The following is a 16258-nucleotide window of genomic DNA, read 5'->3' on the forward strand; positions in this document are numbered from 1 at the left end:
CGTCCGACGTGCTCGATCGCTCGTTCCTCGCGATCTCCGCGCGACGGCCACGAGACATCGACGCGCCCCTTCGGCTCAGAACCGACCTCGGGTAGGTCGAGTCCTTGCACGGAGCTATTCACCGGCAGAGGTCCTTGGTGTGATCCGGTGGCGGGCCTCTCACGGGAGAACCCCGGTGGCGAGCGGTTTTGGACGTACGCCCCCGTTCCGTCCTCCGTCCGCTAGGGGTTCTGGTCGGGTGGGGTCTGGTGGCCGTGGGTGTGGTGGCGGCGGAGGAGGACGCGGCAGTCGGTGGCGCGGGAGTAGTCGTGGACGCTTTCCGCGTCGCGTTCGGCGGTGATCAGGTCGTGGCACGTCTGACAAGCGGGCACGGGCATGGGTGTGCCTTTCGTCGGTGCTGTGGTGGATGAGGTGGTGATCGGTGAGGGGTGGTCCCGGCCATCGGACAGGCCATGGCGAGGGCCGGGACCGGTGAGGGGCGTGGACCGCAGCAGCGATGCCCCCCGGCCTCCCGGTGTCGGACCGGGAGGGGTCTTAGGTCTGGCCGCGCCACTCCTTCTCCCGCTCGGTGCGCAGCTGCCGCGCGGCGATCCAGCCCCGGATCTCCACGCCCTGATCGAGGAGCTGTTCCCGCAGCCACTTTGTGTTGACTCCGAGGTCCTTCGCGAGGCGGGTCAGGGGTGCGCCCGCCTCATAGTGGGCGGTCACCTTGTCGATGGTCCGCACCACCCGGTCCCGCCGTCGCCGGGCCAACTCGGTGAGCTGTCCGGGTACGGGGGCGGTCACCTTTTCCCCGCCCGCTGTTGCTGGTGGAAGTAGAGGTGGTTGGCCTCCCGGGCGTTCCTGGTGGGCACACCCCAGGCGCGGAGCTGCTCACCCAGCCACCCGGCGCTGACGCCGAACTCACGCGCCAGCCGTCTGGCGGACTGCCCGTCGTTGTAGCGGAAGATGATGGACTCGCGGATCGCGAGCACGCGTTCACGGTTGGCGGAACTGGTCATACGCACGGGTCCTTCGGTTCGGTCAGGGCGTGATCGAGAAAGAGGCGGGCACGGGCGGGCGCCCACTCGGGGTTGATGCCGAACAGGTAGTGGTCGACACCGTCCGGGAAGATCACGGAGACGCTCCGGCCATCGGCGAGCCGCCCCCACAGGTAGCGCCTCTTCACGGGGTCGGCCCGCCACGCACGGATGCGGGCCGGTCCGTCCATGACGGGAGCGGACGCGCGGCGCATACACGGCGCGGGGGCGGGATCCAGCCGATCGGCGACACGGTCCATCTGGCAGTAGAGCCACCGGAGGGCGAGTTCCGTGTCCTCGGTCCGCAGCATCGCGACCACGCACGGCACGATCTGGCCGGAGCGGTAGACGGGGCCGATCCCGATGACGCGGCAGGCGTAGCGAACGACGCGGATCACCCGTCGCCGCCTCGGCCGATGTGGCGCTGCCGCTGAGTGAGTGCGGTGTCAACAGGCACGTGCACCCTTCCTCTCCGTAGTGCTTTCACTACCAAGGGCGGTCAGCGTGGCCCAGATTCGTGCCATCCTTCAACCTGTCGGATCCGAACGAAGAATGGGGTTCCTCTGGTGAATCGCAAGGATCTCAACCCCGAATCCAGCCGTGAAGCGGCATTTGGCGCGCATTTACGCAGCTCACGCATCGCGCGTGGCTGGATGCAAGAAGAGTTGGGGCGGCGGATGACCTACTCGGGTACGCACATCTCGGCGGTAGAAACTGGGCGTAAACCCCCAACCTTGCGTTTCTCGAAGAACGCTGATCGCGTATTCGAGTTGGAGGGGGCAAGTGAGTCTTTCGAACAGCGGTACAAAGAGATCCGATACGGGGTGCTGTTCGACGGGTTTGAGGAGTACGTCCGGCTAGAAGGGGGAGCCGTAGAGATCCGACTGTTCGAGGTCGGCACCATTCCCGGACCGTTGCAGACCCGGGAGTACGTAACAGCCATCGAAGCGGGCTTCGTGCGGCGTGGCACGGCAACCCAGGAACAGGCTGACGAGCGAGTCGAGTACCTGATAAGGCGTCAAGCTGCCTTGGAGCGGCCGAGTCCGCCGACGGTCATCGCCGTACTGGACGAGAGCTGTATCCGCCAGAGGGTCGGGGGACCAGAGGTCATGGAGGCGCAGCTACGGCACCTCGTGGAGTTCGCCAGCCGCCCTCACACGATCCTGCACGTCAGCCCGTTTACGGCGGGTGAAGACCGCCCCTTCAGCCGACTCGTGAATGTGCTCACTCTGCCTGACCAGGCCATGGTTTCGTACGTCGAGTCACAGACTCATGGGCACCTTGATCGCGATATCACTTCCGTGCGGGCGTTGGTGAGGTCATACCATCAGCTTCAGGCCGGATCGCTCTCTCAGGCGGACTCCGTGGAATTGATCAATCAGGTACGAAAGGGCATCTTGTGACTGAACTCATCTCATCTGAGCGGTGGGTCAAATCCAGCTACAGCGGTGGTGGCGGATCCTGCGTCGAGTGGGCCCCCACGTATGCGTCCGCCACCGGAACCGTCCCCGTTCGTGACAGCAAGCGCCCCACGGGCCCCACGCTGGCCGTGTCCCCTCGGGCGTGGGCGGGGCTGGTGTCGCTCGCTCGGAGCGCCGACGTGTAGCCAGAGCCCCTGTCGCAGACAGAGTCCGTGAGCATGATCAATCAGGTACGAAAGGGCACCCTGTGAACACAGAATCTCCCTTCTGGATCAAGTCCTCGTACAGCAACGGCCAAGGTGGCGAATGCGTCGAGTGGGCCCCCTCGCAGGTGTCCGCCACCGGCACGGTCCCCGTCCGTGACAGCAAGCGCCCCACGGGCCCCACGCTGGCTGTGTCTCCTCGGGCGTGGGCGGGGCTGGTGTCGCTCGCCCGGAGTGCGGACGTCTAGAGGCGACAAGAGGCCCGTACCTACCGCGTTGGTGGGTACGGGCTCTTCTGTTCTCCGGCGCTGGAACGCGGCCCGGAGGTATCCACCGCCCCACGCCGCGTCGTCGGCGGCGGGGCCGAGCGCAGGGCGTGGGAGAGGAGGAGCAGCCGGTCGCGGCCCGGGGCCAGAGCCGTGGTCAGGGCATGGGCGCCGGAGGGGGCGACGGGATCGTCCGGGGAGGGCGGGCCGGTGTCGGGGGGTGGCGCCGAGGTGCGGGACTCCATCGCGGTGAGGAGCATCGCGGCCAGGCCCGCCATGCGGGCCTGCTCCGGGGTGGCACGGTCGGCGAGCGCCGTGTCGTGGGCGTGGCGCCGTACCCGGTCGTCGAGAAAGGGGTGGAGGCCGAGCAGTTCATCGTGGATGACGGTCTCCCGTACCGTCAGCCGCAGGTCCGCCGGAGCCCACCAGGGGATCGCGGGCAGCGGCGGATGGTCGCCGGGCAGGGCGCGCAGCCGCCGCCAGAGGGGACCCAACCGGAGGTAGGTCCGCCAGATGAGGGCCGCGTCGGTGAGGCGGGGCCCCACCAGGGGCAGCAGGAAACCGATCGTGGTCACCACTCCGCCCAGGGCGGCCAGGGGCGGCGCCACCTCCGTACTGAGTCCGTCCCAGTCCCGGCCGGTCCATCGTGCGACGACCGCCGTCAGCTTGCTGACACCGAAGAGCAGATTGGACAGGAACCCGGCGACCAGCACCACCAGTCCGGTGCGCAGCCACTGGCGCACGGCCTTCAGCCAGTGCAGACACATCGCCGTGGTCATGGCGGCGGAGACGATGTGCGCCACCAGATAGATGACGATCATCTCGCGGATGAACGGGGTGGTGGCGTAGTGGGTGTCGAAGTCGCGCAGCCGTTCCACCGGGGCGTCGCCGAGGGCGAAGAGGGCGGGGATCGCGACGACCGCCACGCCGTACGCGGTGATCCACCGGCGCGCACCGCGCCGTACGCGCTCCCGGGGACCCCCGCGCCAGTTGACGATGAGGACCAGACAAGCGCAGCTGAAGGCGCCCATCACGCAGTAGACCAGCGGGGCGGAGAGGTTGGGCACGCCGGTTAGCCGGTTGACCGCGCTGATGGTGGGCGGGGCGGCGAGGAAGAAGCAGGCGCCCGCCGTGACGAGGACCGAGTGGACCGAGCGGATCAGCGGTTCGCGCCAGCCGCGCCACAGGGCGGGCAGTTTGATGGCGAAGGCGATACCGAGCGCGACGGCCGGGAGGTAGTAGTCGCCGCTGCGCACGGCTCAGCCTTTGCGGTGACCGAGTGCTGTCTGGATCCGCCGGGCCACCGTGCCGGCCCGGCTGCTGGCCGTGCCGTCGAGCCAGCGGCGCAGATGAGTGCCCAGCTCCAGGCCAAACGTTTCGGCCTCGGTCTCCTGTACTCGGTGGAAGTCCGTGCGCGCCGCCAGGCTCTGCACCGGGGCGTCCAGCCCCGCGTCACCCGCCGCGCGGCTCACCGCCGACCCCGGGGCGTGGGCGCCGCCGTGCCCCGCCATCATGTGCCAGACCTCATGACCGAAAATGATCATCTGGTGGAGTGGATGGGTGGTGGCCTGCACACAGATGACGTCCTGATCGGCCATGTCGAGATAGAGCCCGCTGGCCGTCCCCGGCGGGAAGTCCACCCGGCGCAGCACCACCGGACGGCCGCGCCGCTCGGCGAGCCGGGCGCACAGCACCGCGAACACCTCGTCCGGCCCGGTGGGCGCCGCCGCTTCGAGCGCGCGCGTCAGATCCTCGCGCAGCTCGCGCATCGCGCCCCTCGTGCCCACGTCACTCCCCCGTTCGAACAGCCGCGGCCCGGTCACACGGTACCGAGGGTTGGCGGTGGGGGCGCCGGGTGTGGGCGAGTCGCGCGGGTTTCCGGACAGGCACGGGGGCGCGGTGGACCCGCCCGGGACGGGTGACGAACGGGACAGCTGCCGTTCGACCGGGATGGGTGGTGTTCGGCCGGGATGGGTGGTGTTCGGCCGGGACGGGCCGCGGCGAGCGCGGGCCGGCCGGATCGTGGTGTGACCCGGCGCGTCCGGTCGTGTCCCGTCAGCGGGCGCGCCGCGATCCGGCGTGCCGTCCGGTGCCGTGCGCCGGGCGCGCCCGTGCCGTCTCCCTGCCGGACGTTCCTCCGGCCCCCGCACCCGCTGGTGAGGGCGGGCGTGGCAGGGCCGTCACCCGGCCCTGACCTCCTCCTCCCCGCCGCCGAGGAACCCCCGCTCGCGGGCGGTCAGCGGCGGCCCGTCCAACTGTGGCCGCCGGGGTCCGCGTACCGCCGCGTACAGCACGTCCGGCCGGACCAGCCGGTCGAAGCCGGACTGGAGAGTCATCACATCCGTGAGCGCGCGCGCCATGGCGTACGAGCCGGTGGAGGTCTTCATCAGACGGTTCACATAGGTGCGCAACAGCCGGTCCACCGGGCCCGGGGCGCGGCCCCGGGTGTCCGGGTAGAAGACGTCCTGTCCCGTGGCCAGACCCCAGGCCACACCGGTCGGGCGGGCGATGGCGCGCTGGGCGCGGCGGGACATGCCCGGCGCGGTCACCCCGGCGCGCCGCAGCTCCGTACGGAGGGCGAGGGCGCCCAGCGCGGCCACCGACAGCCCGTGACCGTAGACCGGGTTGAGCGCGGCGACGGCGTCACCGACCGCCACGAAGCCGTCCGGGAGCGAACGGGCCCGCTCGTACAGCCGCCGCCGGTTGACGGTGCTGCGGGTGAGGGCGATACCGCTCAGCGGTTCGGCGTGGGCCAGGAGTTCGCCCACCAGCGGGTGCCGAACGCCTTTGGCGAAATCCAGATAGGCGGACTCGTCGTCCGTGGGCTCGCCGCCGCGCGTCCCGGACAGGCTCACCAGCCAGCGCTGGTCCTCAATGGGGATGATCATGGCGATCTGTCCGGGCCGCCCCATCCGGGGGTCCGCCTGCACGGTGAAGACCGGACACTCCTCGGCGCCCTTGGGCGCGCGGTACAGACGGCTGGCGTAGGTCACGCCCGCGTCGACCCGGGCCTCCCGGACCGGCCCGGCGCCCAGCTCGCGCAGCCACTGGGTGCCCTGCGACGCCCGCCCGGTGGCGTCCACCACCAGATCGGCCGCCAGCCGCTCCACCGAGCCGTCGGCCGACCGTATCCGTACCCCGTCGGTCCGGCGCGCGTCACCGGTCAGCCCCAGCCACTCGGTGCCGCAGACCACGCGGATCCGCTCATCACGCAGGACCAGATCCCGGATCGCCCAGTCGAGGAGGTCGCGGCTGCACGCCATCAGATAGTGCGATTCCGGCCAGCGCCGGTACCAGCCCTCGGCGGAGAGGGAGACCATGCCCGTCGGCAGCGGTATCCGCCGGGCGCCCGCGTCCAGCAGCCGTCCCGTCACCCCCGGCACCAGCGACTCGATGGCGGCGGCGCCGCCCTCCCAGAGCATGTGCGCATGACGGGCCTGCGGCAGACCCCTGCGTGGCTGTGGTCCCCCGGGCAGCGCGTCGCGCTCCACCACGACCACCTCGCCCACGAAGGCGCGGCACGCGGCGGCCGCCAGCATGCCCGCGAACCCCCCGCCCACGACGACCGCCCGGTGAGGGGATCCGGTACGCAGGGATCTGACGGGTTCAGTCATGGGTCACCGCTCTCGGGCAGGCCGCCGCGCGGCGGCGGACGTCGTGGACGAGGGGCGAACGGCGCAACGCCAGCGACATGCGCTCAAGATCATCCGCCCGGGTGGACGGTCGCACGGACTGCTTGCCCTCGGCAAGTGTCGTGCGCCCGGGATGAGCCGTCCACGCCCGCCGCGCGGCGGTGACCATCGCCGTGTCCGCGAGGATCAGCGCCTCGGCGGGGGAGTGCCCCCGGGCCAGCGCCAGGGCGTGGATCTCGTCGTGCACCCGCTCGTCGAAGTAGGGGCGCAGACTGATGATGCCGTCGTGGATCGCGGCCTCCCGCTGGGTCAGCCGCAGTTCCAGGGAGGCCCAGGGCCCGATCGCCACGGCCGGCAGCCGCCCCACCGTGCCCGCAAGCTCCCGGGCGAGCGGGGCGAGCCGGTGGTAGCGCACGGCCGTGCGCCAGCTGATGCCCAGCCACTGCGCCACCAGCGGCAGGATGAACCCCGCCCCGATCAGCAGCGCCGACAGGGAGGCGAAGGGCCGGGCCACATGGGTGCTGAGGTCGTCCCAGTCCTGGCCGGCCCAGCGGGCTCCGACGGCCGCGAACTTGGCCACGTCGAAGCCGATGTTGAGGACGTAGCCGACCACGATGAGGGCGAGCCCCATCCGCAGAACCCCCGTGACCCGCAGCGACCAGCGCCAGCAGAGCACGGTCATCGCCACGGCGGCGGTGGAGTGCGCCAGCAGATAGAGCACGATCATCTCGCGGATGAACGGGGTGGTGGCGTAGTAGGTGTCGAGGTCACGCAGCCGCTCCACCGGGGCGTTCCCCAGCACGAACAGCGCGTTCAGCGCCACGATCACGGCCCCGTACGCGATCACGCAGAGCGTCGAGGCGCGCCGGGTCCCCTCCGTCGTCCCGCCGCGCCAGATGATGATCAGGACGACACAGGCGCCGCTGAAGGCCGTCAGCACGCTGTAGACGACCGGCGCGGCGAGGTTGGGCACGCCCGAGATCCGGTTGATGGCGGCGATGGTCGGGACGGCGGCGAGCAGGAAGACCAGCGAGGCGACCAGCAGCAGCCCGCAGACGGCGCGGAGCAGGATGTCCTGCCGGTTGCGGCTGAGCGCCGGGAGTTTCAGCAGGAACGCGCCGAAGAGGAGAACGGCGGGGATGGTCATGCTCACGTCGCCCATGTGTATCGGTTCTTCCGTGGGTGTCCGTCGTTGCCGTCGGTGTACGTCGCTGTACGTCGGTGTTCGTTGATGCCCGTCGATGGGGCCGGTCCGCCTGCCCGTGTCGGCGCGGGGTCTGCTCATGACGGTCTGCGTGGTGGCGGTCTGCGTGGTCTCGGTCTGCGTGGCGGCGGGACCGATCGCGTCGGCGCGGGTGGCGGGGTGCGGTGTGGTGGCGCGCCCGCCCAGGTCGACCTGGTGCCCGCCCAGGCCGACCCGGGTGGTCATGTGGCCGGTCGTGTCGGCCCGTCTGGTGGTGTGCCGGGCGGTGTCGGGACGGACGGCGCGGCCGGGTGTCCGCGCTCCCGTCACCCGCCGCGCTCCCGTCGTCCGGTGCGCACCCGGCGCCAGCGGTGCGCGCGGCGCGCCTGGGTGGCGCGCCGGTCCCCAGCCGTCTCGTGTCAGCACTCGCTCCACCCTGCCCGAGCCCCGTTCCCGAAGGGGCCACGGCCGGGCCCTCGCGGGCCCGCCACCCCCACCGTCCGCCGCACGGTCCCCACCGTGTGCCGCACAAGTGTGCCTCCGCGACGGTGGTCGACGGCCATCCGCCGATCGGCGGATGCCACAGCCTGTGGGGGTGCGAAGCCGGACCAACCAGAACAACCCGTACGGGCGGGCGGCGCGGACCGTGCTCCGCCGCCCCACCCGCCCCCGCCCGCATGGGACCCCGCTATCCGCGCTCCAGCAGCCGCGCGATTTCCTCGTGCAGCTCCCGTGGCACCCGTACCCCCCAGCGCGTCGCCGCCCGAGCGGTCAGTTCGCGGCTCCACCGCCAGCTCTCCCGGCCCGCCGTGCGGACCTCCCGGGGCAGCGCGGGGCCCGTGGTGGCGGTGTACCGGTCGATATCCGGCCGTGCGAGGTCGGCTTCCAGGGCGCGGCTCGGCGTCAGCCAGTGCGCGGTGCTCCCGCGTACCAACCGCACCAGCCGCAACTGCTGGGGTGCGATGACCGTCGCCAGCAGGGCGTGCGCACGGGCGGTCTCCCCGCGCGCCAGCACCTGGGCGAACATCAGTGTCCAGTTGGCCAGTTCGTCGCCGAGGTGCTGGGCGGTGGTGAGGGGATCGGGCGGACTGATCTCGCCGAGCGCCCGCGCGGCCCGGGTCAGCCGTCCCGTACGGTCGAGCAGCACCGCGCGCTCGGGCTCCGGCAGATGGATGATGTCGCGCCAGGTCGCGACCGTCTCGACGCCCTCCCCGGCCGGGGCGATATGGAACTCGCCGCGCATCAGGTCCTCGAAGACCACGGCGAGGATGCCGTACTGGTTGAGGTAGGCCAGCCGCAGCGGTGCGAGTCGCTCCAGGAAGGCCCGTCCGTCGAAGCCGTCGAGCTCGGCGTCCGTCACATAGAGATACGCCTCGATGTCGGAGTGGGCGTCGGCCTCGCCGAGCGTCCACGATCCGTAGAGCAGGACGCCTTCGAGCCGGGGCTCGGCCTCGGCGAGCGCGCGCAACCGCTCGATGCGCCGGTCCAGAGCGGGAGAGATGGATGGGGAGGAAGCGTGGGAGGAGAAGGGGGAGCCATGGGGCATGACGGGATTCCTGAGCCTGGTGTGAGGAATGGGCAGGGGAGCAGGGCCCCACGGCCGACGGCCGGGGGTCGCTCTTCGGCACTGCCTCACTCAGGAAACGCCCATGCGGGCGATCCTAACTGACAGTTGTTCGACCGTTCGGTGCACCAGGGAGCCGAGCCCCCGCCCGAAAAGCGGTGGACAACGGCGATCCGGGCGCCATAGCGTCGCCGCCGTCAGCGATGAATCGCACGAGTGTATGAGGTGCTTTGTATGAGGGCTCAGACGGACGCGGCCGGAACCACCAGGCCGCGAGCGGACGTTCCGAACCCGACCGTACGAAGGAACCCCATCAGTGGATCTCCCACGTAGTTTCACCATCCGCGAGAGCGGTCACCGCATCCACAACCCGTTCACCGGTGCTCAGTTGGCCACCCTGGGGGAGGCGCTGCGCCTTCCTCCGGGCACCCGGGTGCTCGATCTGGCCAGCGGTTCGGGCGAGATGCTGTGCACCTGGGCCCGTGATCACCAGTTCACCGGTACCGGTGTGGACATCAGCACCGTCTTCACCGCCCAGGCCCAGGCCAGGGCCGCCGAACTCGGTGTCAGCGACCGGGTGCGCTTCGTCCACGGCGACGCCCGTGGGTATGTCGCCGACGAGCCGGTCGACCTCGCCGCCTGCCTCGGTGCCACCTGGATCGGCGACGGCGTCGACGGCACCGTCGATCTGCTGGGCCGCAGCCTCCGGCCGGGCGGCACCATGCTGATCGGCCATCCGTTCTGGCGTCAGCCGCCGCCGGACCAGGAGACCGTCGAAGCCTGCTACGCCACCACCGTCGACGACTACCTCCCGCTCGCCGGGCTCGTCGAACGGTTCGGCACCCTCGGCTACGACCTCGTCGAGATGGTCCTCGCGGACCAGGCCGGCTGGGACCGCTACCGCGCCGCCCAGTGGCTGAATGTCCGTCAGTGGCTCGACCGCCATCCCGGCGACGAACTCGCCGCCGAGATGCGGGCGGAGCTCACCGTCGACCCCATCCGGTACGCGCGCTATGAGCGCGAGCACCTCGGCTGGGGCGTCTTCGCCCTGATGAGGCGCTGAGCGGTGGCCGTGGGGCAGGTCCGGTCCTGGCCCGGACCGGCCCCACGGCCGTAGCGCGGGGACAGCACCGCGCACCACCCCGCCCCACCTGGCGCGGACGGGCGTCTCACCTGCGCCAGAACACATGGTGGGTCACGCCCGACGGGCTGGGCACGACCTCGCGGTGGAAGCGGTCGAGCAGGTCGTCGGAGGAGTCCCAGAGCCGTAGTCCCGAGCCCAGGTCCACCGGCGACACCGCGATATGCAGGGTGTCCACGAGGTCGGCGTCGAGGAACTGCCGGATCGTGGTGACCCCGCCCCCCAGCCGGACGTCCTTGCCCCGCGCCGCCTCCCGCGCCCGCTCCAGGACCGTGGCGGGGTCGCCGCCGACGAAGTGGAACGTGGTGTCGGAGAGCGTGAACGACGGGCGCTCATGGTGGGTCAGGACGAAGACCGGGGTGTGGAACGGGGGCTCGTCGCCCCACCAGCCGCGCCACGCGTCGTCGTTCCAGGGCCCGCGCTGGGGTCCGAATTTGTTGCGGCCCATGATCTCGGCGCCGATGTTGTGGTCGAAGTCGCGGGTGAAGTAGTCGTCAAGGCCCCGGCTGCCCCCGGGGTCGGTGCGCCGGGGCCAGCTCGCCGTGGCGCCGGCCCAGGCGAAGAGTCGCTCCGGACGGTCGAGGCCGAAGGGCCGTTCGAGGGTCTGGTCCGCACCGGCGGCGATGCCGTCACGCGAGACATTGAAGTTCTGGACGCGCAACAACTGGGTCATCTGGTTCTCCTGTGGTGTCGGCTTGAGGGTGAGACTCCGGGGGGACGGGAGAACTCATCGCCGTGTCCGTGATCCGATCGGGAGCATCAGCATCACCCCTCTTCGGCGCGGAACCGCGAGGCACGCCGGGCGGTCCGCCGTGGGGAGGCGGGCCCCGCCCGGTCCGGCGGACCGGTGAGGGGGTCCGCGTACGAGCCGTGTTCCCGCGTACGAGCCGTGTTCCCGCGTTCCCCGCTCTCGTGCGGCCCCTGGCGCCGTGTGGTTCCGGCTCTCGTGCGGCACCCGCCTCCGTATGGTTCCGGCTGCGGCCCCCGCCCCCCCCACGCGACCCCTGCCTTCGTACGACCTCCGCCCGTCCGGATCCCCCGCGCTGGGCTGAGATCTCGGCGCAATGGGCGAAACCGGCTCCCTGGGCGAGGGCGGCGGCGCGCGGCGGGGAAGGATGGACGGCATGCTGCTGGGCCGACTCGCCGACACCTCCCGGGACGTGGCCGCCGCACCCGCGCGCTCCCGCAAGACCGAGCTGCTCGCCGCGCTGTTCGCGCGGACCCCGCCGGAGCTGGCGCCCCTGGTGATCGCCTATCTCTCCGGACGGCTCCCACAGGGCCGCATCGGCGTCGGCTGGAGTCTGCTGCGGGAACCCCCGCCCCCGGCGGCCGCGCCCGCGCTCACCGTCGAGGAGACCGACGCGGCCCTCACCGCCGTGGCCACCCTGACCGGACCCGGCTCGCGCGTGGGCCGCCGACGGCTGATCGGGGAGCTGATGGCCGCCGCGACCGAGGAGGAACAGCGGTTCCTGGTGCGGCTGCTCCTCGGCGAGGTGCGCCAGGGCGCGCTGGACGCCATCGCGCTGGAAGCGGTCGCCCGTGCCACGGGCGCGCCCGCGGACGCGGTCCGCCGGGCGGTGATGCTCGACGGGTCACTGCCCCGGGTCGCCGGGGCGCTGCTCGCCGAGGGGCCCGCCGCACTCGTCCGCTTCCGGCTGCGCGTCGGCACCCCCGTGCTGCCGATGCTGGCGCACACGGCCGCCTCCGTCACCGAGGCCGTACACACCCTCGGCGTGCCCTGCGCGGTCGAGGAGAAGCTGGACGGGATCCGGATCCAGGTCCACCGCGACGGCGACACGGTCCGGGTCCACACCCGCTCGCTCGATGACATCACCGACCGGCTGCCGGAGGTTGTCGACACGGCGCTGGGGCTGGCGGGCGACCGGTTCGTGCTGGACGGGGAGGCCATCGCGCTCGACGGCTCCGGGCGGCCCGTGCCGTTCCAGGAGGTCGCCGCCCGGGTCGGCTCCCGTACGGATGTGGCGGCGGCCCGTGCCGCGCTGCCGGTGTCGCCCGTCTTCTTCGACGTCCTCGCCGCCGACGGTGAGGAGACGCTCGACCGGCCGGGCGACGCGCGCCACGCCGTCCTCGCCCGGCTCGTCCCGGAACCGATGCGGGTCCGCCGTACGGTGGTGGCCGACCCCCAGGACCCGGACCAGAGCGCCCGGGCGGAGGAGTTCCTCGCCCGGGCCCTGCGCCGGGGCCATGAGGGAGTGCTGGTCAAAGCCCTGGACGCGCCGTACGCGGCGGGACGGCGGGGCCGCGCCTGGCTCAAGGTGAAGCCCGTCCACACGCTTGACCTCGTGGTCCTCGCCGCCGAGTGGGGTCACGGCCGCCGTACCGGGCTGCTCTCCAATCTCCATCTCGGGGCGCGCGCCGCCGACGGCGGTTTCGTCATGCTCGGCAAGACCTTCAAGGGGCTGACCGACGAGACCTTGCGCTGGCAGACCGGCCGACTCGCCGAACTCGCTGTCTCGGACGACGGTCTCACCGTACGGGTACGGCCCGAGCTGGTGGTCGAGATCGCCTACGACGGGGTGCAGCGCTCCCCCCGCTATCCGGCGGGAGTGACGCTCCGGTTCGCCCGGGTGGTGCGCTACCGGCCGGACAAACGGCCGGAGGAGGCGGATCCGGTGGACCGGGTACGGGGGGAACTGGGTGGAGGGGTCCATCCGGTGGGTTGAGGAGTGCACCTGCCAGGCTGAGAGGTCCATCCGGCGGGTTGAACGGACTCGTCTGCTGGGTGGAGGGATCCACCCGGCGGGTCACGGCGTCCAGCTGCCGTCGGGGGGGCGGCCCCGCGGGGGGGGGCCCCCCCCTCCCGAACGGGGCAGGTCCCCGCCCGGGGGGGGTTTTTCGCTGCGTGTTGGGGGGGGGGGGGCCCCCCCCGGGGGGGCCCCGGGCGCCCGGCGGGGGGGGGGGGCCGGCCGGGGGGGGGGCCCCCCCCCGACTCCGTACCGGTGCAGGTCCCGGCCGGGGCGTTCCGGATCGGACCCAGCCGGTTCCCAGCCGGATCGGCGGCGGTCGGTTCCGTCCGCGATCAGGCCGTGCCCGTCCCGTACGGACCGGGTCAGAACTCGTGCGGGCACCAGGGTGCCGGGTCCCAGGCCAGTGCGAGGGCGAGGCGGCGGACGGCGCCCGGGCGGTCTTCGGTGACCAGGCCCGCCGCGACCGCCGAGGTCAGGGCGGCGCCCCGGCCGCCGAGATAGGCGCCGCCGAGGACATCGACCGGGAGGGTCAGTTCGGCGGGGGAGCCGGAGCGCACACAGCGCGCGCCGTCGGCGTCGGCGGTCAGCCGCCAGACGCCCGCGTTCCATGGCGCGAAGTCGTCGGTGACCTCGAAGGTGACGTCGACCGGGGCGGCGTAGCCCCGGGCGGTCAGCGCGCCGGGCACGTCCACCAGACGTACCCACAGCCCCTCGCGCCGCACCGAGCGCACCAGCCGGGGATCGGCGAGGATGCCGAGGACGGGGTCGTCGGCGGGGCGCCGTACGTACTCGACCCGGGCCACGAGATCCCGGGTGAGCAGTTCCTCCCAGATCTCCGCGTGGGCGGCGGCGTCCCGGGCGAACAGCTCGTGGACGGTGGCGGTGTTGTCCGGGAGTTCGCCGTTCCAGCTGTTGCCCACCGCGAAGAGCGCGTAGCCGCGCGGCCCGTGCTCGTCCCGGACCAGGAGCAGGAACTTCTCGGCGCACGGTCCCCGGCGGTGCTCGGGGTCCACGAAGACCTGGTGCCACCAGCCGTCGTGGCGGGGGAAGAGCCCGGGGCGCTCGGCGACGAGCGCGGCATAGACCTCGCGCACGGCCGCCTGGCCCTCGGGGTCGTTCGCTATCTCGCTGTAGGTCACGCGCAGCGACGGGTCCCGGGGGATCCGGGGCTGGAGGCGGGCGGTCGCGGTGGGGATGGTCAGGGTCTGTTCGGCGCCCGCCTGGCCATAGCCGTAGCGGCCGTAGATCCCGGCCTGGGAGGCGTAGAGCGCGGCGACGGACTCGCCGCGCTCGCGCAGGTCGTCCAGCTGGCGGCGCATCAGGGCGGTCATGAGGCCCCGCCGTCGCCAGCCGTGCCGCACCCCGATGTCGGCGACGGCCGCCACCGGCGCCGAACCCGCGGGGACGGTCATCTCCACCCGTGCGGACGAGGCGGTCGCGACCATCCGGTCGCCGTCGAAGGCCGCGAGGGTGCGTTCGAAGTCGATGATCCGCTTGTTGATCGCCATCTCGGCCTCATAGGGCCAGGCCGCGTCCAGCGCGGTGTAGATGGTCTCGTAGAAGTCTTCGTACTCGTGTTCGCCGATCGGTCGGATCGGCAGCGCTGTGTACTGAGTCATCGGGGGACTGTCTACTGATGCGAAAGGTGCTCGCGCCAATGGTTTTCCGGGGCGGGGACGATCTCCGGGGCGGGGACGGGGCGGGGGAGCCGTCTCCGGAACCGGGAACGGTGATCCGTCCCCGGAACCGGGAACGCGTTGCCGGAATGGCAACGGGCTTTGCCGTTCGAGCGGGGTGCCGGTCACCCTCGTCGCATGAGCGGACACCATCACCACCACCATCACCCGCACGGCACCGACGCGGGCACCGGCACCGGCACCGAACTGGACTGGGACGCCATGGCCCCCATGCTGGAGCGCGGTGCCGAGGTCGAGACGCCCCTCTACCGCGACGCCCTCGCCTGGCTCGCCGAGCTGGCGCCGCCCTCCGGAGTGCGCCGGGTCCTCGACGTCGGCAGCGGCCCCGGCGTCCTCTCCACCCTCCTCGCCGATGCCTTCCCGGACGCGGAGATCGTCGCCGCCGACGCCACCGGGCCCCTGCTGGAGCGGGCCCGCGCCCGCGCCGAACGCCACGGCTACGGGGACCGCTTCCATACCCTGCGCGCCGAGCTGCCCGAAGGAATCGAGGCGCTCGGTGAGGCCGATGTGATCTGGGCGGGCAACGCGGTCCACCACATCGGGGACCAGGGCGCCGCCCTGGCCGGACTCGCCGGACTGCTGCGCCCCGGAGGCGTGGTCGCGGTGGTCGAGGGCGGGCTGTCCACCCGCAGGCTGCCCCGGGACATCGGGGTGGGACAGCCGGGGCTTGAGGCCCGGCTGGACGCGGTGCAGAGCGAGTGGTTCCAGCGGATGCGGGACGAACTGCCCGGCGGGCGCCGCGTGACCGAGGACTGGCTCGCCCTGTTCGCGGCGGCGGGGCTGACGCCGACCGGCACCCGCGCCTTCCTGCTGGATGTCCCCGCGCCCGCCCCCGAGCCCGTGCGCGAGCATGTGATCCAGACCTTCGAGCGGCTGCGGGAGATCGGCGAGCGGCTCGACGGGGACGACCGCGCCACGCTGGAGCGGTTGCTCGACCCGGAGGACCCCGAGAGCCTCCACCGGCGGGTGGACGTCCACTACCTGACCGCCCGCGCGGTCCACACGGCCCGCCGCTGACCTGTCGCGGAGTCTCAGCCCGTCCGGCATCCGGCGGGGCCCTGGGCGGCGCTCTCGGCTGGCGCGTCCCGTGAGCCTCGCCGCGGTGACCCTCCGAGGCCATAGGTCCGCGAGCTATCGGTGCGTGAGTCATCGGTCCGTGAGCGGGTGGTTGTTGAGCCGTCGGTCCGCGAGCTGTCGGTCCGCGAGCTGTCGGTCCGCGAGCTGTCGGTCCGCGAGTCGTCGGTCCGCGAGTCGTCGGTCCGTGAGTCGTCGGTCCGTGAGTCGTCGGTCCGTGAGTCGTCGGTCCGTGAGTCGTCGGTCCGTGCTGAGGGCCCCCGGAAGTCCGTGATGTGGCCCCCGGGGGTTCCGTGGCCGCCGGTCAGCCCCCGCCCCGCCCCGCCACGCCCCGCCGGATCGGGCGTGGC

17 protein-coding genes and 1 pseudogene are annotated in these 16258 nt (G+C 72.3%); 7 read left to right on the forward strand and 11 right to left on the reverse strand.

The features are described from left to right. Positions 1-221 precede the first annotated feature (221 nt). The 4 genes from ACFVIM_RS23310 to ACFVIM_RS23325 form a co-directional block, all read right to left on the reverse strand. Positions 222-377 carry a hypothetical protein gene (locus tag ACFVIM_RS23310; protein ID WP_384304449.1) on the reverse strand — a complete coding sequence of 52 codons (156 nt, stop codon included), beginning with the start codon at positions 375-377 and terminating at the stop codon, positions 222-224. Between the two features lie 157 nt (positions 378-534). Beyond that, positions 535-786: a hypothetical protein gene (locus tag ACFVIM_RS23315; RefSeq protein ID WP_384304452.1), complete on the reverse strand. Its 252-nt coding sequence runs from the start codon at positions 784-786 to the stop codon at positions 535-537. Further along, complete coding sequence (locus tag ACFVIM_RS23320; RefSeq protein ID WP_384304455.1) at positions 783-1001, reverse strand: hypothetical protein; 219 nt, start codon at positions 999-1001, stop codon at positions 783-785. The genes ACFVIM_RS23315 and ACFVIM_RS23320 overlap by 4 nt, the downstream gene beginning before the upstream one ends. Beyond that, a complete protein-coding gene (locus ACFVIM_RS23325; RefSeq protein ID WP_384304457.1) occupies positions 998-1417 on the reverse strand; it encodes a hypothetical protein in 420 nt (139 codons plus the stop codon). Before ACFVIM_RS23325 ends, ACFVIM_RS23320 begins: the two co-directional genes overlap by 4 nt. Before the next feature lie 165 nt (positions 1418-1582). Here ACFVIM_RS23325 and ACFVIM_RS23330 point away from each other — a divergent pair, with 165 nt between their 5' ends. From ACFVIM_RS23330 to ACFVIM_RS23340, 3 genes are all read left to right on the forward strand, one after another. Beyond that, positions 1583-2422, forward strand: coding sequence for a helix-turn-helix domain-containing protein (locus tag ACFVIM_RS23330; protein ID WP_384304492.1), 840 nt, complete (start codon positions 1583-1585; stop codon positions 2420-2422). Beyond that, the gene (locus tag ACFVIM_RS23335; protein ID WP_384304460.1) at positions 2419-2625 is read left to right on the forward strand and encodes a DUF397 domain-containing protein; all 207 of its coding nucleotides are present in this window, start codon (positions 2419-2421) and stop codon (positions 2623-2625) included. The genes ACFVIM_RS23330 and ACFVIM_RS23335 overlap by 4 nt, the downstream gene beginning before the upstream one ends. A gap of 62 nt (positions 2626-2687) precedes the next feature. Then, positions 2688-2891, forward strand: a complete 204-nt coding sequence (locus tag ACFVIM_RS23340; RefSeq protein WP_384304463.1) for a DUF397 domain-containing protein — start codon at positions 2688-2690, stop codon at positions 2889-2891. A gap of 20 nt (positions 2892-2911) precedes the next feature. Here the strand turns inward: ACFVIM_RS23340 and ACFVIM_RS23345 are convergent, their stop codons facing one another. From ACFVIM_RS23345 to ACFVIM_RS23365, 5 genes are all read right to left on the reverse strand, one after another. Beyond that, positions 2912-4165 (reverse strand): MAB_1171c family putative transporter, encoded by a 1254-nt coding sequence (locus ACFVIM_RS23345; protein WP_384304466.1) that lies wholly within the window; start codon positions 4163-4165, stop codon positions 2912-2914. Positions 4166-4168: 3 nt separating this feature from the next. After that, positions 4169-4696, reverse strand: coding sequence for a hypothetical protein (locus ACFVIM_RS23350; RefSeq protein WP_384304470.1), 528 nt, complete (start codon positions 4694-4696; stop codon positions 4169-4171). Positions 4697-5089: 393 nt separating this feature from the next. Continuing rightward, positions 5090-6523 carry an FAD-dependent oxidoreductase gene (locus tag ACFVIM_RS23355; protein WP_384304472.1) on the reverse strand — a complete coding sequence of 478 codons (1434 nt, stop codon included), beginning with the start codon at positions 6521-6523 and terminating at the stop codon, positions 5090-5092. Further along, a complete protein-coding gene (locus ACFVIM_RS23360) occupies positions 6516-7970 on the reverse strand; it encodes an MAB_1171c family putative transporter (RefSeq protein WP_384304474.1) in 1455 nt (484 codons plus the stop codon). Before ACFVIM_RS23360 ends, ACFVIM_RS23355 begins: the two co-directional genes overlap by 8 nt. 442 nt (positions 7971-8412) lie before the next feature. Then, positions 8413-9270, reverse strand: a complete 858-nt coding sequence (locus ACFVIM_RS23365) for a nucleotidyltransferase domain-containing protein (RefSeq protein WP_384304477.1) — start codon at positions 9268-9270, stop codon at positions 8413-8415. A gap of 313 nt (positions 9271-9583) precedes the next feature. Here ACFVIM_RS23365 and ACFVIM_RS23370 point away from each other — a divergent pair. Next, positions 9584-10351, forward strand: a pseudogene (locus ACFVIM_RS23370) (SAM-dependent methyltransferase); the annotation flags it as partial. A 106-nt stretch (positions 10352-10457) separates the two neighbouring features. On the opposite strand, the gene ACFVIM_RS23375 reads toward ACFVIM_RS23370, so the two are convergent. Then, positions 10458-11102: a dihydrofolate reductase family protein gene (locus ACFVIM_RS23375; RefSeq protein WP_384304480.1), complete on the reverse strand. Its 645-nt coding sequence runs from the start codon at positions 11100-11102 to the stop codon at positions 10458-10460. Positions 11103-11553: 451 nt separating this feature from the next. Here ACFVIM_RS23375 and ACFVIM_RS23380 point away from each other — a divergent pair, with 451 nt between their 5' ends. Further along, entirely contained in the window at positions 11554-13113 is a 1560-nt protein-coding gene (locus tag ACFVIM_RS23380) for an ATP-dependent DNA ligase (RefSeq protein ID WP_384304483.1), read from the forward strand. 386 nt (positions 13114-13499) lie between these two features. Here ACFVIM_RS23380 and ACFVIM_RS23385 read toward each other — a convergent pair whose 3' ends face one another. Then, positions 13500-14756 (reverse strand): GNAT family N-acetyltransferase, encoded by a 1257-nt coding sequence (locus ACFVIM_RS23385; RefSeq protein WP_384304485.1) that lies wholly within the window; start codon positions 14754-14756, stop codon positions 13500-13502. 195 nt (positions 14757-14951) lie between these two features. On the opposite strand from ACFVIM_RS23385, the gene ACFVIM_RS23390 reads away from it, so the two are divergent. Both ACFVIM_RS23390 and ACFVIM_RS23395 read left to right on the forward strand, forming a co-directional pair. Next, positions 14952-15851, forward strand: coding sequence for a class I SAM-dependent methyltransferase (locus ACFVIM_RS23390; RefSeq protein ID WP_384304487.1), 900 nt, complete (start codon positions 14952-14954; stop codon positions 15849-15851). A gap of 147 nt (positions 15852-15998) precedes the next feature. After that, positions 15999-16258: hypothetical protein (locus ACFVIM_RS23395; protein WP_384304490.1), on the forward strand; the 260-nt coding region annotated here is incomplete at its 3' end.

The organism is Streptomyces sp. NPDC057638 (assembly GCF_042800315.1).
Classification (GTDB): domain Bacteria; phylum Actinomycetota; class Actinomycetes; order Streptomycetales; family Streptomycetaceae; genus Streptomyces.

Coding starts and splice junctions, on each gene's coding strand:
- ACFVIM_RS23390 (WP_384304487.1), top strand. CDS start 14,952: ATGAGCGGACACCATCACCACCACCATCACCCGCACGGCACCGACGCG.
- ACFVIM_RS23360 (WP_384304474.1), bottom strand. CDS start 7,970: ATGACCACCCGGGTCGGCCTGGGCGGGCACCAGGTCGACCTGGGCGGG.
- ACFVIM_RS23375 (WP_384304480.1), bottom strand. CDS start 11,102: ATGACCCAGTTGTTGCGCGTCCAGAACTTCAATGTCTCGCGTGACGGC.
- ACFVIM_RS23355 (WP_384304472.1), bottom strand. CDS start 6,523: ATGACTGAACCCGTCAGATCCCTGCGTACCGGATCCCCTCACCGGGCG.
- ACFVIM_RS23365 (WP_384304477.1), bottom strand. CDS start 9,270: ATGCCCCATGGCTCCCCCTTCTCCTCCCACGCTTCCTCCCCATCCATC.
- ACFVIM_RS23320 (WP_384304455.1), bottom strand. CDS start 1,001: ATGACCAGTTCCGCCAACCGTGAACGCGTGCTCGCGATCCGCGAGTCC.
- ACFVIM_RS23380 (WP_384304483.1), top strand. CDS start 11,554: ATGCTGCTGGGCCGACTCGCCGACACCTCCCGGGACGTGGCCGCCGCA.
- ACFVIM_RS23385 (WP_384304485.1), bottom strand. CDS start 14,756: ATGACTCAGTACACAGCGCTGCCGATCCGACCGATCGGCGAACACGAG.
- ACFVIM_RS23310 (WP_384304449.1), bottom strand. CDS start 377: ATGCCCGTGCCCGCTTGTCAGACGTGCCACGACCTGATCACCGCCGAA.